This is a genomic window from Paenarthrobacter sp. C1, from assembly GCF_049315185.1.
Lineage (GTDB): Bacteria > Actinomycetota > Actinomycetes > Actinomycetales > Micrococcaceae > Arthrobacter > Arthrobacter nicotinovorans.
This window is the reverse complement of record NZ_CP186052.1, coordinates 2,908,233-2,926,723: the sequence shown is the minus strand read 5'-3', so window position 1 is coordinate 2,926,723 and position 18,491 is coordinate 2,908,233. Positions and strand designations below refer to the sequence as shown.

The 18,491-nt window shown below is 63.7% G+C and carries 16 protein-coding genes; 13 read left to right on the top strand and 3 right to left on the bottom strand.

The features are described 5' to 3' along the window. Nucleotides 1-60 precede the first annotated feature (60 nt). Genes thiL through rsmD form a run of 4 tightly spaced genes read left to right on the top strand, consistent with a single transcriptional unit; the run spans nucleotide 61 to nucleotide 4,949 of the window. Nucleotides 61-1,074, top strand: coding sequence for a thiamine-phosphate kinase (gene thiL / locus ACNAOU_RS13715; RefSeq protein ID WP_020608502.1), 1,014 nt, complete (start codon nucleotides 61-63; stop codon nucleotides 1,072-1,074). Between the two features lie 22 nt (nucleotides 1,075-1,096). Further along, nucleotides 1,097-2,104: a DAK2 domain-containing protein gene (locus ACNAOU_RS13710; RefSeq protein ID WP_210077029.1), complete on the top strand. Its 1,008-nt coding sequence runs from the start codon at nucleotides 1,097-1,099 to the stop codon at nucleotides 2,102-2,104. Beyond that, nucleotides 2,094-4,349, top strand: coding sequence for an ATP-dependent DNA helicase RecG (locus tag ACNAOU_RS13705; RefSeq protein WP_422758685.1), 2,256 nt, complete (start codon nucleotides 2,094-2,096; stop codon nucleotides 4,347-4,349). Before ACNAOU_RS13710 ends, ACNAOU_RS13705 begins: the two co-directional genes overlap by 11 nt. A gap of 33 nt (nucleotides 4,350-4,382) precedes the next feature. Further along, the gene (gene rsmD, locus ACNAOU_RS13700) at nucleotides 4,383-4,949 is read left to right on the top strand and encodes a 16S rRNA (guanine(966)-N(2))-methyltransferase RsmD (RefSeq protein ID WP_018776231.1); all 567 of its coding nucleotides are present in this window, start codon (nucleotides 4,383-4,385) and stop codon (nucleotides 4,947-4,949) included. Between the two features lie 13 nt (nucleotides 4,950-4,962). Here the strand turns inward: rsmD and ACNAOU_RS13695 are convergent, their stop codons facing one another. Both ACNAOU_RS13695 and ACNAOU_RS13690 read right to left on the bottom strand, forming a co-directional pair. Next, the gene (locus ACNAOU_RS13695) at nucleotides 4,963-5,751 is read right to left on the bottom strand and encodes a spermidine synthase (protein ID WP_179128447.1); all 789 of its coding nucleotides are present in this window, start codon (nucleotides 5,749-5,751) and stop codon (nucleotides 4,963-4,965) included. Next, a complete protein-coding gene (locus ACNAOU_RS13690; protein ID WP_422757083.1) occupies nucleotides 5,748-7,001 on the bottom strand; it encodes an aminotransferase class I/II-fold pyridoxal phosphate-dependent enzyme in 1,254 nt (417 codons plus the stop codon). Before ACNAOU_RS13690 ends, ACNAOU_RS13695 begins: the two co-directional genes overlap by 4 nt. A 35-nt stretch (nucleotides 7,002-7,036) precedes the next feature. On the opposite strand from ACNAOU_RS13690, the gene coaD reads away from it, so the two are divergent. The 9 genes from coaD (at nucleotide 7,037) to ACNAOU_RS13645 (ending at nucleotide 13,431) form a co-directional block, all read left to right on the top strand. Next, the gene (gene coaD, locus ACNAOU_RS13685) at nucleotides 7,037-7,537 is read left to right on the top strand and encodes a pantetheine-phosphate adenylyltransferase (RefSeq protein ID WP_018776228.1); all 501 of its coding nucleotides are present in this window, start codon (nucleotides 7,037-7,039) and stop codon (nucleotides 7,535-7,537) included. Between the two features lie 165 nt (nucleotides 7,538-7,702). Further along, nucleotides 7,703-8,230: a YceD family protein gene (locus tag ACNAOU_RS13680; protein WP_422757082.1), complete on the top strand. Its 528-nt coding sequence runs from the start codon at nucleotides 7,703-7,705 to the stop codon at nucleotides 8,228-8,230. 33 nt (nucleotides 8,231-8,263) lie between these two features. Continuing rightward, the gene (rpmF, locus tag ACNAOU_RS13675; RefSeq protein ID WP_011775139.1) at nucleotides 8,264-8,467 is read left to right on the top strand and encodes a 50S ribosomal protein L32; all 204 of its coding nucleotides are present in this window, start codon (nucleotides 8,264-8,266) and stop codon (nucleotides 8,465-8,467) included. Between the two features lie 23 nt (nucleotides 8,468-8,490). Then, a complete protein-coding gene (rnc, locus tag ACNAOU_RS13670; protein WP_018776226.1) occupies nucleotides 8,491-9,201 on the top strand; it encodes a ribonuclease III in 711 nt (236 codons plus the stop codon). A 3-nt stretch (nucleotides 9,202-9,204) separates the two neighbouring features. Then, on the top strand, nucleotides 9,205-10,182 hold the full coding sequence (mutM, locus tag ACNAOU_RS13665) for a bifunctional DNA-formamidopyrimidine glycosylase/DNA-(apurinic or apyrimidinic site) lyase (RefSeq protein WP_018776225.1): 978 nt from the start codon (nucleotides 9,205-9,207) through the stop codon (nucleotides 10,180-10,182). Nucleotides 10,183-10,228: 46 nt separating this feature from the next. Next, nucleotides 10,229-10,369 carry a hypothetical protein gene (locus tag ACNAOU_RS13660; RefSeq protein ID WP_155845886.1) on the top strand — a complete coding sequence of 47 codons (141 nt, stop codon included), beginning with the start codon at nucleotides 10,229-10,231 and terminating at the stop codon, nucleotides 10,367-10,369. Next, nucleotides 10,366-11,085 carry a hypothetical protein gene (locus tag ACNAOU_RS13655; RefSeq protein ID WP_422757081.1) on the top strand — a complete coding sequence of 240 codons (720 nt, stop codon included), beginning with the start codon at nucleotides 10,366-10,368 and terminating at the stop codon, nucleotides 11,083-11,085. The genes ACNAOU_RS13660 and ACNAOU_RS13655 overlap by 4 nt, the downstream gene beginning before the upstream one ends. Before the next feature lie 61 nt (nucleotides 11,086-11,146). After that, nucleotides 11,147-12,394 carry an MFS transporter gene (locus tag ACNAOU_RS13650; RefSeq protein WP_422757080.1) on the top strand — a complete coding sequence of 416 codons (1,248 nt, stop codon included), beginning with the start codon at nucleotides 11,147-11,149 and terminating at the stop codon, nucleotides 12,392-12,394. Further along, complete coding sequence (locus ACNAOU_RS13645) at nucleotides 12,391-13,431, top strand: TolB family protein (RefSeq protein ID WP_422757079.1); 1,041 nt, start codon at nucleotides 12,391-12,393, stop codon at nucleotides 13,429-13,431. Before ACNAOU_RS13650 ends, ACNAOU_RS13645 begins: the two co-directional genes overlap by 4 nt. 10 nt (nucleotides 13,432-13,441) lie before the next feature. On the opposite strand, the gene ACNAOU_RS13640 is transcribed toward ACNAOU_RS13645, so the two are convergent. Then, a complete protein-coding gene (locus ACNAOU_RS13640) occupies nucleotides 13,442-18,373 on the bottom strand; it encodes a DUF4082 domain-containing protein (protein WP_422757078.1) in 4,932 nt (1,643 codons plus the stop codon). Nucleotides 18,374-18,491 lie beyond the last annotated feature (118 nt).

Here is an 18,491-nt window from a genome sequence, read left to right as displayed (position 1 = left end):
GAAGCCGCCGCAGGGGCAGCCCGTCATTATTGTGTCGGTGGATCGCGATAGCGTAGAACCGTGCCCGCAGAACAAGTGACCGTCCAAGACCTTTCGGAGTCCGAGCTCCTCGCCCGGATCTTTCCCCGGCTGAACAGCAGCCCCGGCGTCCTGCTGGGACCCGGTGATGATGCAGCCCTCGTAGCGGCCCCGGACGGCCGCACCCTGATTTCCATAGATACCCAAACGCAGGACCAGGACTTCAGGCTGCAGTGGAACAACGGCTACAGGACCAGCGGCTACGACGTCGGCTGGAAGGCCGCGGCGCAGAACCTCAGTGACATCAATGCCATGGGAGGCACTGCCACCTCGCTGGTGGTGAGCCTGACCATGCCGCCGTCCACTCCCGTCGATTGGGTGGAGGCTTTTGCGGACGGCCTCACTGCAGCCATCGTCGAGCTGGGGGCACCGGACTGCTCTGTTGCCGGAGGGGACCTCGGCCGGGGCCGGGAACTCGCCGTGACGGTCGCCGTCGTCGGAACTCTTGCCGGAATGGCGCCGGTGCTGCGCTCTGGCGCCCGGCCAGGGGATGTGGCGGCGGTTGCCGGCACGCTCGGCCGGGCAGCCGCAGGCTGGGCGTTGCTTGAAAGCGACGTCCCGCTTGAGAAGCTTGACGAGGAGCTGAGGGGTTTCGTGGGGAACCAGTGCAGGCCTCTGCCGCCGCTGGCAGCAGGACCGCTTGCTGCGAGGGCCGGCGCCACTGCAATGCTGGACATCTCCGACGGTCTGTTGCGCGACGGCGCCCGGCTGGCCACCGCCAGTGGTGCCGTGCTGGACTTCGATCCCATCGCGTTGAAAAAGTATGCCGCCGTGCTGGAACCGGCAGCTGCCTTGCTGGGTGCCGACGCCATGGCATGGGTCCTTGGCGGGGGAGAAGACCATGGCTTGCTGGCCACGTTCCCAGCCGGTATTCAGCTGCCGCAGGGCTTCACTGCGATAGGCTCAGTTCAAGCCGTTGTCGAGCCGCCAGGCAGCGGCGTCCGGATTGCCGGGCATGCTGCTGACACCGTTGGATGGGATCACTTTGCAGACTAAGATCGCCGCGAATGCGCACGCCATGAAACGTTGGCTCGGCAAGGCGGAGGTGGTCCTCGGAAACCACAGCGACCGCCTTAATGCGATCAACATCTTTCCCGTCGCCGACGGCGACACGGGCACAAACCTGTATCTGACGGTCCGTGCTGCCGTTTCTGCCTTGGATGAACCTGCCGTTGCGGCGTCAGAATCAGGCCACGATGTTGGCGCGGTTCTGTCAAAGGCCGGCCAGGCAGCCATGGAGCAAGCGCGGGGGAATTCGGGAACGTTGTTCGCGGTCTTCCTGTGCGCGGCCGCTGAACCTTTGGCAGGCAAAACACGCCTTAGTGCCCCGCTCCTGGCTACCGCGCTTAACAGGGCCCAGATACGTGCCTGGTCCGCGCTCAGCGAGCCCGTGGCCGGAACCATGCTTTCAGTCCTGGAAGCCGCCGCCCATGCCGCGCAGCGGGTCGACGCAGAGCAGGACGGCGACGACAGCAACCATGCGCTGGGGTTGTCGCTCGATGCCGTGGTGGAAGCTGCCTACCAAGCCGTTCTTCGCACCGAGGATGAGCTCGCCCAGTTGCAGGAAGCGCACGTGGTCGACGCCGGCGGCGTGGGCATGCTCCTGGTATTGGACTGTCTTCGTTCCGCAGTGCTCGGCGAGGAACTGCAGGACGAAATGCTGGACAACCTGCACGGCTACAAGCTGCAGGATCCACACATCCATGAGCACATGCCGGCAGATGACGGCGTGGAGGTCATGTGCACCATCAGCCTTTCCCCGCTCAACGCTGCCATCCTGCGGCAAAGGCTGGATGAGATGGGCGACTCCGTCATCATGAGCCAGGTCGGGGGTGCCCGGAACGACGACGACGATGACGAGGAATCGCCGATGGAGGCCAGTTACCGTTGGCGTGTCCACGTCCACGTTCCGGATCCCGCTCCGGCCGTGGAACTGATCCGTTCGCTCGGGGAACCGAGCGATATCGCCGTCAGCCAGCTTGCCCTGCCCCGGCATGATTCAGACCAGCCACGGCATGATTACTGAACTGGAACTGCCCCTCGAACGCAGGATCGGTAAGCGGTCCGCGGCAGTTATCGATAAACACCTGGGCCTCAAATCAACCGGTGCTCTGCTGAACTACTTCCCGCGGCGTTACCTGAGCCGTGGAGAGCTGACGCCCATCAGCAACCTGCCGTTGGACGAGGAAGTCACGCTCATCGCCCGCGTCCTGTCCAACAGCACCCGCCAGATGCGCGCCCGCCGTGGTTCCATCACAGATGTCGTCGTCACCGATGAGGCCGGCGGAAGCGGTGTCGCGGGGACCCTGAAGGTGAGTTTCTTCAACGGGTTCCGCGCCAAGGCGGAGCTGCTGGCCGGTCGCCGGGCCATGTTTTCGGGGAAGGTGACACGCTACGGTGGGGCTCTTGGCCTGACCAACCCCGACTTCCTGTTGCTCGATGAGGACCCTGAAGCCGAAGGCTCCGTGGACCCTGCGAAGCTGGCCGCCATGCCTATTCCGGTGTACCCGGCGACAGCCAAACTGACCAGTTGGTCCATTCACAAAGTGATCACTGCGCTCCTGCAGACCATGGACCTTGACGGGCTGGAGGACCCGATCCCGGAGCATCTTGCCGGGAGGGACGGTTTGCTGAGCGTCGCTGAGGCGTATCGGCTGATCCACTCGCCGGAGACCCCCAAGGACTGGCAACGGGCGCAGGAACGATTCCGATACCAGGAAGCTTTGGTCCTGCAGACTGCCTTGGCGAGGAGGCGCGCCCAGCTTGCGGCCGAGGAAGCCACAGCCAGGCGACCGCTGCCCGGGGGCCTCCTCAGCACCTTCGACCGGAACCTCCCGTTCACGCTGACCGCCGGCCAGTCCGCCGTCGGAAAGACCCTGGCCGAGGAGCTGGGCCGGGATACGCCCATGAACCGGCTCCTGCAAGGCGAAGTGGGTTCCGGCAAAACAATCGTTGCCCTGCGCGCCATGCTCCAAGTCGTGGATGCCGGAGGCCAGGCCGCGCTCCTCGCACCCACCGAGGTCCTTGCCGCCCAGCATTTCGATTCAATCCGCCGGACCCTGGGCCCACTTGCCCGCGACCATATTTTTGGCGGGGCAGGCATGCTCGGCGGAGACTCCGGGCAGCAAGCCGTCCAGGTAACCTTGCTGACCGGTTCCATGCCCACCGCGGCACGAAAGCAGGCAATGCTTGATGCGGCGTCCGGGAATGCCGGGATCGTCATCGGCACGCATGCCCTGCTGAGTGACAAGACGAGTTTCCAGGATCTCGGCCTGATTGTGGTCGATGAGCAGCACCGCTTCGGGGTGGAGCAGCGCGATGCCCTCCGGGCAAAAGCACAACGTCCTCCCCACTTGCTGGTGATGACCGCAACTCCCATTCCGCGTACCGTCGCCATGACTGTGTTCGGTGACCTTGAGACCTCCATCCTTGACGAGCTTCCCGCCGGACGCGCCCCTATCTCCACGCATGTGGTGGGGCTCTCGGAAAACCCGGGTTGGGCTGACCGCATCTGGAAGCGGTCGCGCGAGGAGGTCGACGCGGGACACCAGGTCTATGTGGTGTGCCCCAAGATCGGATCGGACGACGACGGCGACTTCAGTCCCGGCGAATCGGAACCGAGCGAAACGGAACTCCAGGACGAGGGCGGGGCGAGGGAGCTCGCGTCGGTGACTGCCGTCGTCGAGGGCCTCCTGCAGGAGCCGTCCCTGGCCGGTGTTCCAGTGGCACCCCTGCACGGACGGCAGGACCCGCAAATGAAGTCTGAGACCATGGCCTCATTTGCGTCCAATGAGACCAAGGTCCTGGTTTCCACCACTGTCATCGAAGTGGGCGTGGATGTCCACAACGCCACGTTGATGGTGATCCTTGATGCTGACCGTTTCGGCATTTCCCAGCTCCACCAATTGCGGGGACGTGTGGGGCGCGGCGGGCTTCCGGGCACGTGCCTGCTGGTGACCACCTTGGAGCCCGGGCATCCGAGCCGGCGCCGCCTGGAGGCGGTTGCGTCCACTACCGACGGTTTTGAATTGTCGCAGGAGGACCTCAAGCTGCGCCGTGAAGGCGACATCCTGGGGGCTTCACAGTCCGGCGGACGCTCCACTTTGAAGCTGCTCCGGGTCCTTGAGCACGAGGACATCATTGCCCGTGCAAGGGCCGACGCCCAGTCCCTGGTGGCGGACGATCCCGCGTTGGCGGACCAGCCCGCGCTTGCCGCCGCGATAGATCAGTACCTGAACCCTGAGAAGGAGGCGTTCCTTGAACGCGGTTAGAAGCCCCGGCAAAGGCCCGCAAGGAGTATGCCTGTGAGCCGCATCATCGCCGGAGTTGCCGGCGGAAACCCTCTGGCAAGCGTCCCCGGCAATGCCACCAGACCCACGACGGACCGCGTCAAGGAGGCCCTGTTTTCGCGTCTGGAATCGTTGGCGGTGATCGACGGCGCGCGGGTCCTGGATCTCTACGCGGGCTCGGGTTCGCTGGGTGTCGAGAGCGCCAGCCGGGGCGCGCACAGCGTGGACCTGGTGGAGTTCGATGCCAAGGCAAGCGACGTCTGCCAACGGAACGCGGACCTGGTCAACCAGACCCTGGGGTCCAAGAAGGTTTCCGTCCACCGTTCCAAGGTGGAATCGTTCCTGGAGCGTGCAGGCGATGCTTCGGTGTGGGACCTGGTCTTCCTTGACCCGCCCTACCCCCTGGACGAACCGGCGCTGGCTGCGGTGCTCGAAAAGCTGGCACTGCACCTGGACGATGCCGCCGTTGTGGTGGTGGAGCGCAGTTCCCGCAGCCCCGAACCGTCGTGGCCGGATGCCTTGGAGTGTTTCGCCGACAAAAAGTACGGGGAGACCAAGCTGTGGTTCGCTGAACCGGCATGAGCACTGGTTCCGTTTAGCCGGTGATCCGGTCCAGGTCCACGCCCGTCAGGACGGCAGCCGGGTGGGGTCCGCGGGCCAGTAGTTCAGCTGTCCATTCCGCGGGCCATGGCGTACGTGTGCCGACCAAAATTATGTTGCCCGGATAGCGGCCTTCAAACATGCCGGCCTCCGCGAACGCAGCAACATCCGGCATGGCCTTGCGCAGCGCTGAGACCTGGCTGCGGACAAGCGTGAGCGCCGGCTCGTCGCCCACATTGACGATGAGGACGCCATCGGGAGCCAGCCGGGCTGCTGCCTCTTCATAGAACTCCCGGCAGGCGATATGGGAAGGGGCCTCGGGCCCGGAAAAGATGTCAAGGATGACGACGTCGAACCCCGCCTCGGCGGGAAGTTGCGCCAATGCGTCGCGCGCGTCGCCGATATGGGAGGTCAGCCTTGTACCGTCGGGCATCGGCAGTTTCTGGAGGACAAAGTCCAGGAGTTCACGTTCCAGTTCAACGGCGTACTGTTCGGAGCCCGGTCGGGTGGCCTGGATGTAGCGGGCCAGTGTAAGTGCCCCGGCGCCCAGATGAAGGGCCCGGATGGGGCGGCCAGGTTCTGCAGCCAGGTCCACCACGTGCCCGATCCTGCGGAGGTATTCATAGAAGATCTCACCGGGCGCCGCCAGGTTTACGTGTGACTGTTCGGCTCCGCCGATGCTCAGGATGAAGCTGCCCTCCACGAGGGGGTCTGTATCGATCGTGGCGTGCTGGCCGCTGGTGCGGAGGAAGCGGGCGGCATGGCCGGAATCCCGGGAATTCACAGGCGTTCCTTGAGCGTAGCCAGGCGCCCGGCAGCTTCTTCCAGGACGTCGATCTTCTTGCAGAAGGCAAAACGCAGCAGGCTGCGGGTGCGTTCGGCGCCTTCCGGATGACAGAAGACCGGAACAGGGATGGCAGCCACTCCGACGAGTCCGGGCAGGCGCCTGGCGAGATCAACGGAATCCCTGATGCCCAGCGGCGCGGTATCGACGTTGATGAAATACGTGCCGCTGGGGTTGAAAACGCCGAAGCCTGCGGCGCGGAGGCCTTCGGCGAGGATGTCCCGCTTTTGCCGGAGGGTATCGGCAATGCCCTGGTAAAACGCGTCGGGAAGGCCCAGGCCGACCGCGATGGCGCCCTGGAAGGGCGTGCCGGAGCTGTAGGTCAGGAATTGCTTCACGGTGCGTACAGCTGCCACCAGGTGTGCCGGTCCGGTGAGCCAGCCGATCTTCCATCCGGTGAAGGAAAACGTCTTGCCGGCGGAGGAAATGGTGATGGTTCGTTCGGCGGCGCCGGGCAAGGTGGTGATCGGGATGTGCGGCACTCCGAAGGTGAGATGCTCATACACTTCGTCGCTGAGGATGACGGCGTCGTATTTGACGGCCAATTCCACGATCCTGGCGAGGACGCTCTGCGGAAATACGGCACCCGTGGGGTTGTGCGGGTTGTTCAGGAGGACAATTTTGGTTCTGCTGCTGAAGGCTTCTTCCAACGTTTCGAGGTCCGGCAGGAAATCAGGGGCCAGCAGGGGAGCGGTGACATGCTTGGCGCCGGACATCCCGATGATGGCACCGTACGAGTCGTAGAAAGGCTCGAAGGTCAGGACCTCGTCGCCGGGTTGGACGAAGGCGAGCAGCGCCGCTGCGATGGCCTCGGTTGCTCCCGTAGTGACAAGGACTTCATTGTCGGGATCCGGGTCCAGGCCGTAAAACCGTTGCTGGTGGGCCGAGACGGCCTCCCGCAATGCGGCAACCCCCTTGCCTGGCGCATACTGGTTCGCTCCTGCCGCAATGGCGGCCTGCGCTGCGTCCTTGATCTCTACGGGGCCGTCCTCGTCGGGAAAGCCCTGACCGAGGTTGATGGCTCCGGTGGACACAGCCAGTGTGGTCATTTCTTCGAAGATGGTGACTCCCAGGTCCCCGGCAGGTGAGAGCAGGTTGGCTCCCATAGCGGCCCGTTTCCAAGGTGCCGGAGCGTCGGCTGAAGTTCCAATAAGGGGAGCGCTGCTGCCTGCTGATGCCATGGCAGCCATGGTATCCCGGCGAAGCCATGGGGTAGGTTCGTCTCATGAGACGCGCGGTATGCCCTGGATCCTTTGACCCCATCCACAATGGACATCTCGAAGTCATTGCCCGGGCCGCCGGCCTGTTCGATGAAGTCATCGTTGCCGTGTCCACCAATTACGCCAAAAAGTACCGGTTCAGCCTCGAAGACCGGATGGAGATGGCACGCGAAACGTTGGCTTCCCTGCGCGGAATCATCGTGGAGCCCATGGGTGAAGGCCTGCTGGCCGAGTATTGCCGCCACAGGGGCGTTTCGGCGATCGTCAAAGGCCTGCGCTCGTCCTCGGACTTCGACTACGAGTTGCCGATGGCCACGATGAACCGCCAGTTGACCGGCGTCGAAACCGTCTTCCTGCCCGCCGAAGCGCACTACGTCCACCTGTCCTCCACCCTGATCAAGGAAGTCAATGTCCTGGGCGGGGACATCTCTGATTACGTCCCCAAATCTGTGTTGAAGCGGCTCCTTGCAGGCGAGCCGCCCACTGAAGCGCCCCGCAAGGGGTAGGCTTGTCGGGTACCTGCGCCCTCATGCAGAGTTCCCCAAGCTGAAACCAGCGTACTTCTGTGCGCGCCCGGTGCCGGTTTGAGTCCTCAAGCGTGATCAGGCTAAGATGGTACGTCGGTCATATGTTCTACAGGAGTTCTCATTAAGCGAGATGCAAGTTCGCCCTTGGCGCTGGTAGTCAAGGACCTTGGACGCAGTCCAGGGACCATGCGGACACTCAACGAGCATGTACCTGCGCCAAGTGACCTTGGTGTGGCGCTCATTGGCGTAAAGGAAGGCTCGGATATCGAGCTGGATCTTCGTCTTGAGGCCGTACACGAAGGAATTCTGGTATCCGGATCCGCGATCGTCGAAGTAACCGGCGAGTGTGGGCGATGCCTGGATCCCCTTGCGTATGACCTTGAGGTCAATGTGCAAGAACTTTTCTTCTACGAAGGTGCTGAGCTTTCGGCCGAAGAAGACGATGAAGAGCAACGTCGAGTCGAGTGCGATCTGATCGATCTTGAGCCGGTGTTGCGGGACGCAGTTGTCACTATGCTGCCGTTCCAGCCGGTGTGCCGGGAAGACTGCCAGGGTCTGTGCTCCGAATGTGGAGCGCGCCTGGAAGACGAGCCGGGGCACCACCACGAGGTCATTGACCCTCGCTGGGCTGCCCTAGCTGATCTGGCTAAGACTGACCGGCAAACCGATTAGTAAGTGTTCGTCTAAGAGAGAAATGAGATAGCCGTGGCTGTTCCCAAGCGGAAAATGTCTCGCGCAAATACACGCGCCCGCCGTGCCCAGTGGAAGGCAACTGCCCCCAACTTGGTCAAGACCATCGAAAACGGTCAGGTTACTTACAGCCTGCCGCACCAGGCAAAGGTCGTTACTGACTCTGCCGGCACCGCGCTGTTCCTTGAATACAAGGGCCGCAAGGTCGCAGACGCCTAATCTGCCGTAGAGGCTGACTAAGGATGTCTTCAACTGAAGAGCTTCTGAAGCGTCTCGGTGTCTCCATTGACACCGAGACGCTTCGTCTTGCTCTCACACATCGCTCATACGCGTATGAGAACGGCGGGATCCCCACCAACGAGCGCCTTGAGTTCCTCGGCGACTCCATCCTGGGTTTCTCCGTGACCGATTCCCTTTACCGTGAGAACCCCACGCTGCCTGAAGGCGAGCTGGCCAAGCGCCGCTCCGCCGTCGTCAGTACGCGCGCCCTGGCCGGAATCGGCCGTGAGATCGGCGTCGGCGAGTTCATCTACCTCGGCCAAGGCGAAAAGCTTACTGACGGCAAGAACAAAGCCTCCATCCTGGCTGACACCATGGAGGCGCTGATCGGTGCCACTTATCTGTCGAACGACATCGAAACCGCACGCCAGCTGGTCATGCGGCTCGTGGGACCCCTCCTGAAGGACGCAGGTGCCCTGGGCGCCGGCACGGACTGGAAGACCAGCATCCAGGAGCTCACCGCCAGCCGGCAATTGGGCGCCATCCACTATGCGGTGGAAGGCTCCGGGCCGGATCACGCGCGGACTTTCGAAGCCGTACTGAACATTGGCGGAACACCCTACGGACGCGGTTCCGGGCACTCCAAGAAGGAAGCAGAGCAGGAAGCGGCCGCCGATGCCTGGCGTGCCCTGACTGCCCTGGACACGACCCCGACTGGTCCGGCGTCCGCTTGATCCATGCCTGAGCTTCCCGAAGTAGAAGTGGTGCGCCGTGGCCTTGCCCGATGGGTCAGGGGCCGGACCATCACAGCCGTCGAGGTGCTGGACCCACGCTCCATCAGGCGCCACGCCTTGGGGACCGAAGACTTCGTGGGGAATCTGGAACACGCCACGGTGCTTGACGTCGTGCGGCGGGGAAAGTTCCTGTGGATGCCTCTCTCCATGGACGGTGTGTCCGCCACCGGTGATGGGACCCTTCCCGAGGTCGCGACCCTGCCCAAGGTCGCGCTTATGGCCCATCTGGGAATGAGTGGACAACTTCTCATGCAGGATCCGGACGTGCCGGACGAAAAACACCTTAAGGTCAGGATCTCGCTGAGCCCGGTGGAGGGCATGCCGGAACAACTCAGGTTCGTGGACCAGAGGATCTTCGGCGGACTCTTCGTGACCTCCCTTGTGCCCACCCCGGACTCCGGGCCCGGTGGCCTGGGCGAGACGCCGCTGCCGGAGATCGCCGAGGAAGCCTCGCACATAGCAAGGGATCCGTTGGATCCGTGGTTCTCATTCGACGCGTTCTACCGGAACGTCAAGAAGCGGAAGACGGGCCTGAAGCGTGCCCTGCTGGACCAGGGAGTTATCTCCGGTATCGGCAACATCTACGCCGACGAGGCCCTGTGGAAGGCGCAGCTCCACTACGCACGGCCCACCGATACCTTGCGACGGGCAGATGCCGAGCGGCTCATCTCGGCCGTCAAGGATGTCATGGACGCCGCCTTGGCCGCCGGCGGGACCAGCTTCGACTCCCTCTACGTTAACGTCAACGGCGATTCCGGCTACTTCGCGCGCTCCCTCAACGCCTACGGGCGGGCCGGTGAATACTGCCTGCGTTGTGCCGGGAAGGGGCTTCAGAGCGTCATCAAACGGGAACAATTCATGAACCGTTCCTCCTACACCTGCCCGGTTTGCCAGCCCCGCCCACGGAATGGGCGCTGGTAGCGCCAAAACTGTTCCGGAATCGTGGCGTGAATGGCAGACTGTCCCCATGAAACGCTTGGTGCGGTACATCGCCATCGCACGGCCGAACGCCACCTCGTCGCAGGTGGCGTCACTTCTACCCGCCGCCCCTGAGTCCCACGCCGTAAATCCGCGGCCGGGCGGGGCTGTTCTTCCGGTCATGCCATGATGGCGCGGCGGCTGGTCATCGCAGGCATATGCCTTGCCGTGCTGATCGCCGCCGTCGCAATACTCTTTGACCAACTGGCGGTGAAGCCGGCCCCTTCGGCGCAGACGACGTCCTCGTCGTCGCCAAGCCCGGGCTCGACTGTCCCCGGGTCAACAGCTTCGGCGGGAACCACGTCGCAAGGCGCCGAGGTACCCGGCTCCGGTAGTTCGCCGTCGGATGCTTCAGCAAGCGGAGGTACTGAAAACGGTGGCGACGGCGGTTCGTCACCGTCCGCCGGCCAGCCACTGGAAGTCCTTCCCCCTGTGACGGCAACACCGACAGGGCTGCCCGCGCCAACTGCTCCCGCTCCACTGATCACCGGAGCCTTGCCGGAGCCTGGTACCGCAGCCGGTGAAATGGTGGACGGCTGGCCCGCAGGGATCCTCACCTTGCCGGCGGGCTCGACCATCGGTTCAACCTCCGTGTCGACCTCGGGCAACACGCTCCAGGTCGCAGCTGACGGCATCATCGACAAGCCCCGTGCAGAGGTGCTTGGTTCCTTCCGGGACTCTTTGGTGTCCCATGGATTCTGGTCCGAAGACGCTCCGGCAGCGGAAGGATCCTCGGCTGCCCGGTTCGTACGGGGAACGGATACGGTCACTGTTTCGGTATCAACCACAGGGACCGGCAGCTCGCGGTTCCAGCTTCTGGGCAGCCTGCACACGGCGGCGGATTAGGGCACCCATGTATATTTCCCTTTCTGACCGCAGCGGCGGTAAGCGGGATAAACCGCAGGGCATGGGGACGGCACTATCCAGCGAGGTGCCGTTCCGCTTGTCCCCGGTGATCCTGTGGCTGGGCATTGTCAGTATGGTCACCGATGTGTCCTCGGAGTCGGTGTCGGCCGTCCTGCCCCTGTACGTGACAGGTTTCCTGGGCCTGTCCACGATCGCTTTCGGTGTCATCGACGGCATCAACCAAGGTGCCAGCGCCATCGTCAGGATCGCCGCAGGTTGGGCCGCCGACCGCAGCGGCCACCCCAAACGGATAGCTTTGGCGGGCTATGGCTTGTCCATGCTCGCCAGGATCGGTTTCCTTTTCGCCGGGGGTTTTTGGGCGATTGCGGCCATTGTTACCGGTGACCGCATCGGCAAAGGCATCAGGACCGCTCCGCGTGATGCGCTGATTTCAGTCTCGGCGCAGCCGCAGCATCTGGCGAGATCGTTCGGCGTGCACCGGATGCTGGACAACATCGGCGCGGCAGCGGGTCCGTTGATCGCCTTCTTTGTGCTGTTGATGATTCCCAACGGGTTCAGCACCGTGTTCGTGGTGTCCCTGGCCTTCGCGGTGATCGGTGTCGCCGTCCTTGCCCTGGTGGTGCCCGACATTCAGGCCAAGGCCCTGAAGGGAGCCGGGGCACGGCAGGACCGCAGGCTTTTCGCATTTTCCTGGAGCCATTTGAAGGAACCGGGTTTGGGCAAGCTGCTGATCGCGGCAGGGCTCTTGGGCCTGGTCACGATTGGTGACGGTTTCATCTACCTGGTCCTGCAGGACAGGGATTCGTTCGCGGTCCAGTGGTTTCCCCTGCTTTTTGTGGGCACCAACGTGGTGTTTCTTGCTTTGGCCATTCCGCTGGGACGGCTGGCAGACCGCGTGGGGAAGATCCCGGTGTTCGTCGCCGGGCACGTTGCGCTGCTTGCTACGTATTTGTTGGCCGCGGCTCCTTTTGGCGGGCTTTGGGCGACGCTGGGCTGTTTGGTCCTGCTGGGTGCCTTTTACGCAGGCACTGACGGCGTCCTGGCCGCGCTGGCCAGCCAGCTGACGCCGTCGGGAAAACTCGCCACGGGAATCGCCTCCGCGCAGACTGTGGTGGCTCTGACCCGCATGCTGGCCTCGGCCGGTTTCGGTGTGTTGTGGTACGCCGTTGGCGCTTCCGCCGCGATGCTGGTTGCGGGGGCGGCCTTGGCGTGTGCCGTCGTGGCCGTGATGTTCATCCTCCGTGGTGCCAAGCGTGATGTCCCGGCCGACGTGAGCGACGAAGCATGAGGGATCGCGCCTCCGGCGGCGCCCCCACGGGGAAGGTGCGGTGGGGTGTCCTCCTGGTAGTCACTGTACTGGTCCTTGTCGCAGCGGGCGTCTACGCGGTGGGGGCCTACCAACGCTTTGAAGAAAGCCGGACGGCGGCCTCGTCCGTGGGGACCTCAGCCGGCGGACAGCTCCCCGGTGCTCCGTTCGTGCTGTTCCGGAACACCGCGTCAGGGCAGGGGTACGGGAACGCCGCAACTGTTCCGTTGTCGGATCCCGGCGGTAGCCGGGCCGTGAGCGGCCAGGAATGCGACCGGGTCTACGGCTCGCCGGAGCAGGTGGTGTGTTTGCGCACCAACCGGGGGCTGGTGACCTCTTTTGAAGCCGATGTGTTCAACCGTAACTGGGAGCAGCAACGGGCCTGGCCGCTTCCCGGGATCCCCAGCCGGACCCGGATCAGCCCCGACGGCTCCAATATTGCCACTACGGTGTTCGTCACCGGCCACTCCTATGCGACAGCAGGATTTTCCACCGCCACCGAAATCAGCCTCCCAGGCGGTTCCACCGGCAACCTCGAGGACTTCGCCCTGCTGGTCAACGGCGAACGGTTGCAGGCTACCGACCGCAACATCTGGGGGGTGACCTTCGCACCGGACCAGGCGGATGTTTTCTATGCCACTGCGGCCGCCTCCGGACGCATCTGGCTGGTGCGGGGGAGCCTGTCAGCAAGGACTTTGACGGCTGTCCATGACAACGTGGAGTGCCCTTCGATTTCCCCGGACGGGACCCGGATCGCGTACAAGAAGAACGACGGCGGTGCGCTGGCAGCACACTGGAACGTCGCGGTTCTTGACCTCGCCAGCGGACGCGAGACCGTCCTTGCCGAAAAGCGCAGTGTGGATGACCAGATCGAGTGGCTCGATGACCGGAGCCTTCTCTATGGCTTGCCGGACGAGACAACGGACGGGGACAGCAACATCTGGAAGCTGGAAACGGAACCGGGCGCCCAACCAAGCATGTTCATTGCCCATGGTTGGTCGCCCAGCGTCGTTCGCTGACGTTGTTGCTTCAGCAGATCCCGAGCAAGCCGCAGACGAGTCCAGTCTGGGTCGGGCTGGGTGACGGGGTCGCTGTCGGTGACGGGGTCGGGGTCGCTGTTGCCGTAGCTGTTGCCGTTGCCGTCGCTGTTGGGGTTGCTGTCGCTGTTGGGGTTGCTGTCGGCGTGGCAGTAGGTGATGGTGACGGCGCCGCCTGCTGCTGGGCTGGAGCTGCGGTGGAGTACACCACATCCACGAAGTAGTTCGTGGCGTTCCAGGAACTGGTGGGCATCACGCCGCCTGAGCCGTACCGGTAGCGTCCGTTGTTGGGGCCCGAGGCCGTGAACACTCCGCTCGTCCATGTCTGGTTAAAGAATCCCTGCGTTGAGGAGTAGCGGCCGTTTGGCGCCCGGTAGGAGACCACGTAGGTCTGTCCGGTAGACAAGGCAACCGGGGTTGCCAAGGTGGCGGTTTGCCAGCCGGTCGCTGTTTCGTTGGTGAAGGTCACCTGTGCCAGCCTGGTGCCTGCGGCGTTCCACAGCGAGCCAACATGGGTGCCTGTGTTCCCGGTTCCCTTGTAGAAGCGGATCCCTGTGACGTTCCCCGCCTGGGACACCGTGAAGGCAGTTCCGAGCTCCACCGAAAGCGGGTCGGAGTTGGCGGCAACCTGGGGAAGCAACGAACCGAAGATCGTCGATTGCTGGACGGCTGCCGCCGCCGTGGTGAACTGCCAGGTGGTCGGGGGCAGGGTTTGCCCCTGCGGGGTGGCCACGCCCGAGACGTTGGCGGATATCTGGGTGTTGGCGGGAAGGGCGGCCGTCGGCGTGAACGTGATGGTGCGGGCGTCAGCTGAGAGTGCTGCCGTTCCTGCGACAGAGGATCCGTTCGCGGTCAAAGTGAACGTGGCGCCCGGATTGATGGCGGTGGAGAACGTGATGGATGGTTTCACGTCCGTGGGAATGGCGGTGGCTCCTGGAGCGGGCACCTGGGCACTGATGGACAGGGGAGGTGCGGCTACGGTGAAGACCAGGTCCACCAGGTAGCTGGCCGTGGACGCCGTACTCGGGAAGTCACTGGTGTAGGAGTACGCCCCCGAATCCGGCTGGGTCTTCAGCGGTCCGCTCGTGAAGCCTTCACCGAAGCCACCGGAGGTGTAGGAGTACTTGCCTGTGGGCGTCTTGTAGGCAGCTACATACTCGGTGTCCGCCTGGATGTTCACGGGCTGGCTGAACGTAGCAGTCTGCCAGCCGGTACTGGATTCGTTCGTGAACGTCACGGTCGCCAGGACCTGGCCGCCCACCGTGTAGAGGTATCCGGTGTGGGTCCCGGTGTTGCCGGCCGACTTGTAGAAGCGCACACCGGTCACCTGGCCCGCAGTGTCGCTGGTGAAGCGGACACCCAAGGTCAAGGGCACGCCATCATCTACTTCGAGGGTCGTTGGCGTCACCGTGTCCTCGTACAGGGTGCACGGGCACGAACCGGGTGTGCCCGCGGCCTGTACTGTGGTGAACTGCCACGTCCCACCGGATGACATTGGTTGTCCGGAAACGGCCGTAGCAGTCACCGTGGCCGTGTAGGAAGTAGCCGCCGCCAAAGGTGCCGAGGGCGTGAAGGTCACCTTGCGGGTGTTGCTGTCATAGACAGTGGTCCCGGCAACGGCGGCACCTGCGGCCGTCTTGAGTGACAGAGCGACGCTTGAGGACACGGCTGCTTCCGAAAGAACCGCGCTGACCGTTGTGTTGAGCGGAACGCTCGAGGCGTTCGGAATGGGGGAGTGGCCACCAACGGTGAACGGAGGCGCCGAGACCACCACCACTACGTCCACCAGGTAACTGGTGGAGGACCTCGAAGCAGGGAAGTCCCCGCTGTAGCTGTAGGCCCCGGCGTCCGACACAGTCCGCAACGGTCCAACGCTCAGTCCGGCCCCAAAGCCGTTGGCGGTTGCCGAATATGCGCCCGTGGTTGACTTGTAGCTAGCTATGTACTCGGTATTGGCAGCCATTTGGACCGGCTGGCTGAACATGGCCGTCTGCCACCCGGAACTGCTCTCATTGGCAAAGGTGACCGTTGCCAGCTGCTGCCCGCCCGCTGTGTAGAGCGCGCCTGTATGGGTGCCGGTGTTGCCGGCTGACTTGTAGAAGCGGACCCCGGTCACCTGACCGGCGGAGACACTGGTGAACCGTACTCCCAAGGTCAGCGGGACTCCGTCCTGGATTTCCGCGATGCCGGGAGTAACGGAGTCGTCATAGAGGCTGCACGGGCACGATCCCGGCACGGACGCCGTGGCAGCGGTGGTGAAGGTCCACGTGCCGCCCGAGGTGACCTGGCCTCCCGTGCTGTCAGTGCCTGACAACGTTGCCGTGTACACGGTGCTGAAGGCCAGCTGGGATGCCGGAGTGAACGTTGCCTTGCGCGTGGTCGCGTCATAGCTCGTAGTGCCCGTTACCGTTCCGGCAGAAGACTTCAGGACCAGCTGGACGCTGGCTGGGGTCACTGGCTTGGAGAAGGAGGCGCTGACCTTGGTGGTCACGGGGACGCTGGACGATGACGGAATGGGGGACTGCCCGGACACCGTCAGCGGCGAAGTATCCACGGTGCTGAAAACTGCATCAACGAAGTAGTTGCCACCGTTGAAACTGGTGGTCGGGAAGCCTTGCGAGGTGTTGTACACGCCCGCAGGCTCCGCCCCGAAACCACCGGTGACCTTCAACGGCGGATCATTGAATCCAAAGCTCGCCCACTGGTAGTCCTTGGTGGCATAGTGCCCCCTGGGTGCCCAGTACGAGACCGTGTACTTTTGGCCCGCGGAAACTGCTACCGGCTGGCTGAACAGCACGCTCTGCCAGCCCGAGGCGGTTTCATTGGCAAAAGTGGCGGTAGCCAGGCGGGTGCCGGTGGAGCTCCACAACGAACCCGTGTGGGTTCCGGTATTGGCCGAGCTCTTGTAGAACCGGACCCCCGTCACGAAGCCATTCACTGAGGGCGTGAACCGCAGGCCCATTTCGTAGGCACCGCCGTCTCCGGAGTCGGTGATGGCAGGGACAGTTTGGCCAAAGACGCTGTAGGGTCCGGTGAGGCCAAGGTTCCTCGTAGACACGGCTCCGATGTTGGCGCTGTCATCCACGGCCCGAACCTGGATCGCGGCGGTGTCCAGGCCCTTCTGGATGTAGGTGTAGGTCCAGGAAGCCTTGCCCTGGGCCGGGTGCCAGGTAGTACCGCCGTCGGTGGAAACCTCGACGCCGGCCACAACACCGCCGGTGTCCGTGGCAGTTCCGGTGACCGTCACGCTGCTTCCGTGCGCGATGGTTGCGCCGTTGGCTGGAGCGGTGATGGTCGCCGTGGGGCCGGTCAGATCCGAGCTCGCGCTCGCAGCAACAAGCCCGGCCGCGCGGGTTGCCGGCTGAACGCCCATGTCCGCAAACAAGTTCACTTGAGCCTGCCGCATGCGCATATCGGCAGCGGCGCCGTCGCCGTCGTGCTCCTGATCCAGGCCCCAGGTCCACTGGACGCTGCCGGCCGAGAAGACAAGAGCCCCGCTGGCCGCCCGGTACAGGGTGATGTGATGCGTGGTTGTGCCGGGCTTGACCGTATTTCCGTAATCCTGGAGGTACTCGCTGACGCTGCCGACTGTTGTGGACAGCTGGATCAGACCTGACGGCCGGAAACCGTTATCGAGGTCCTCGTCGGATTCATAGCCCACTGTGTGCGGCGCCAAGGCAGCAGTGGCACCTGCGGGCAGGGAAGCCAGTGAGGTATTGCGCCACAACCGCGACTTTCCTTCAGCGGCTGACACCGTCACTGGAAGGTCGGTGTAGTTGGACATATACAGCGTGCCCGTCAATCCGTTTTCGGGCAGACCACCGCCATTGGCCTGGGATGCGTAGCGCGGATCCCGCCATGTTCCGGTCCATTGGCTGGTGGGGTCGATCTTTCCGTTGCTCCACGTCTCCTTGTAGCAGGTCAAGGTGCGGCCCGCGGCGCCGTCCACGGAGGAGGGCTCGAACCGCGTACGCCAGTACATTTCATTGCCCGAAAGGAACTGGAGGTTGACGCCCGCGTCGCGGGCCGCAGTAACATTGGCCCTTTGGGGGCCGGACCAGTATTCGTCGTGGCCGACGGAAAGAAATACCTTGTGGTTCAGCAGCTCCGCACCATTGCGGTCAACGTCAAGGCCGCTGACGTAGCTGACGTCATAGCCGTTTTGTTCCAGGAACCGCACCATCGGATATTCGTTGGCGAAGTAGAAGTCCCGGCCTCCGATGCCGCCCCGGGTGTTCACGGGGCGGTTGTAGCTCACTTTGTAGGCGCGCCCGTTGACGGCCCCCTGGTAGAAGTCGGCGCCGCCATACGTGTTGTAGGCCTGCCAGGTCTGGTCCGCTGTTTGGAAAACGATCGATGAACGGTTTCCGTCGTTCCTGACGATGAAGGTGATGTGGCTCTGGCCGCCCGTATCCGGGCGAGTGAGAAGGGCGATATAGACCCCGGAGACCGCGGTCGCAGGTACCTGCCAGGTGGCCGAAACAGCCCAGGTACCGCAGTCATAGAGTTCGGTCGTCAGATCGTTCCTGCATGCGGGCTGCGTCTGGCGCAGGACCGATGGAGTGACGTCGGCAATCTTCCGCGCACCGTTGCCTCCATACCAGCCCGTGCGGTAGATCGCGATGGTGTAGCTGGGGGCCTTCGTGTCGATCTTGAAGCGGATGGGTTGTCCGGCATTGACGCTGATCTCGGTGGAGAAACCCTGGATTGTGTCATCCCCGGCCCCGTCAATGTCCCATTCCGAGGGCGGGCTGCCCGGTTTGGAATTCTCACACGCCACAGCGTTCACTATGGGGTCGCAGGGGCCCGCCGCCACAGCCGCGGGGGCGGTCAGGGGCAGCAACGCTGCCACCATTGCCAGCACCAAAGTGAAGAGCAGCCCCTTGAGGGCCCGCTGAGGTGGGGTTGCTGAAGGACCGGGCATGAGAACTCCTGGAGTGGTACGCCAATTGCTACGACGGGTCTGCGTCTTCACACAGCCCCTGCTTGCCGCTCCCCAGCCAGGGTCAAACCAAGATCTTCAGTTATGGAAACCACGGTGC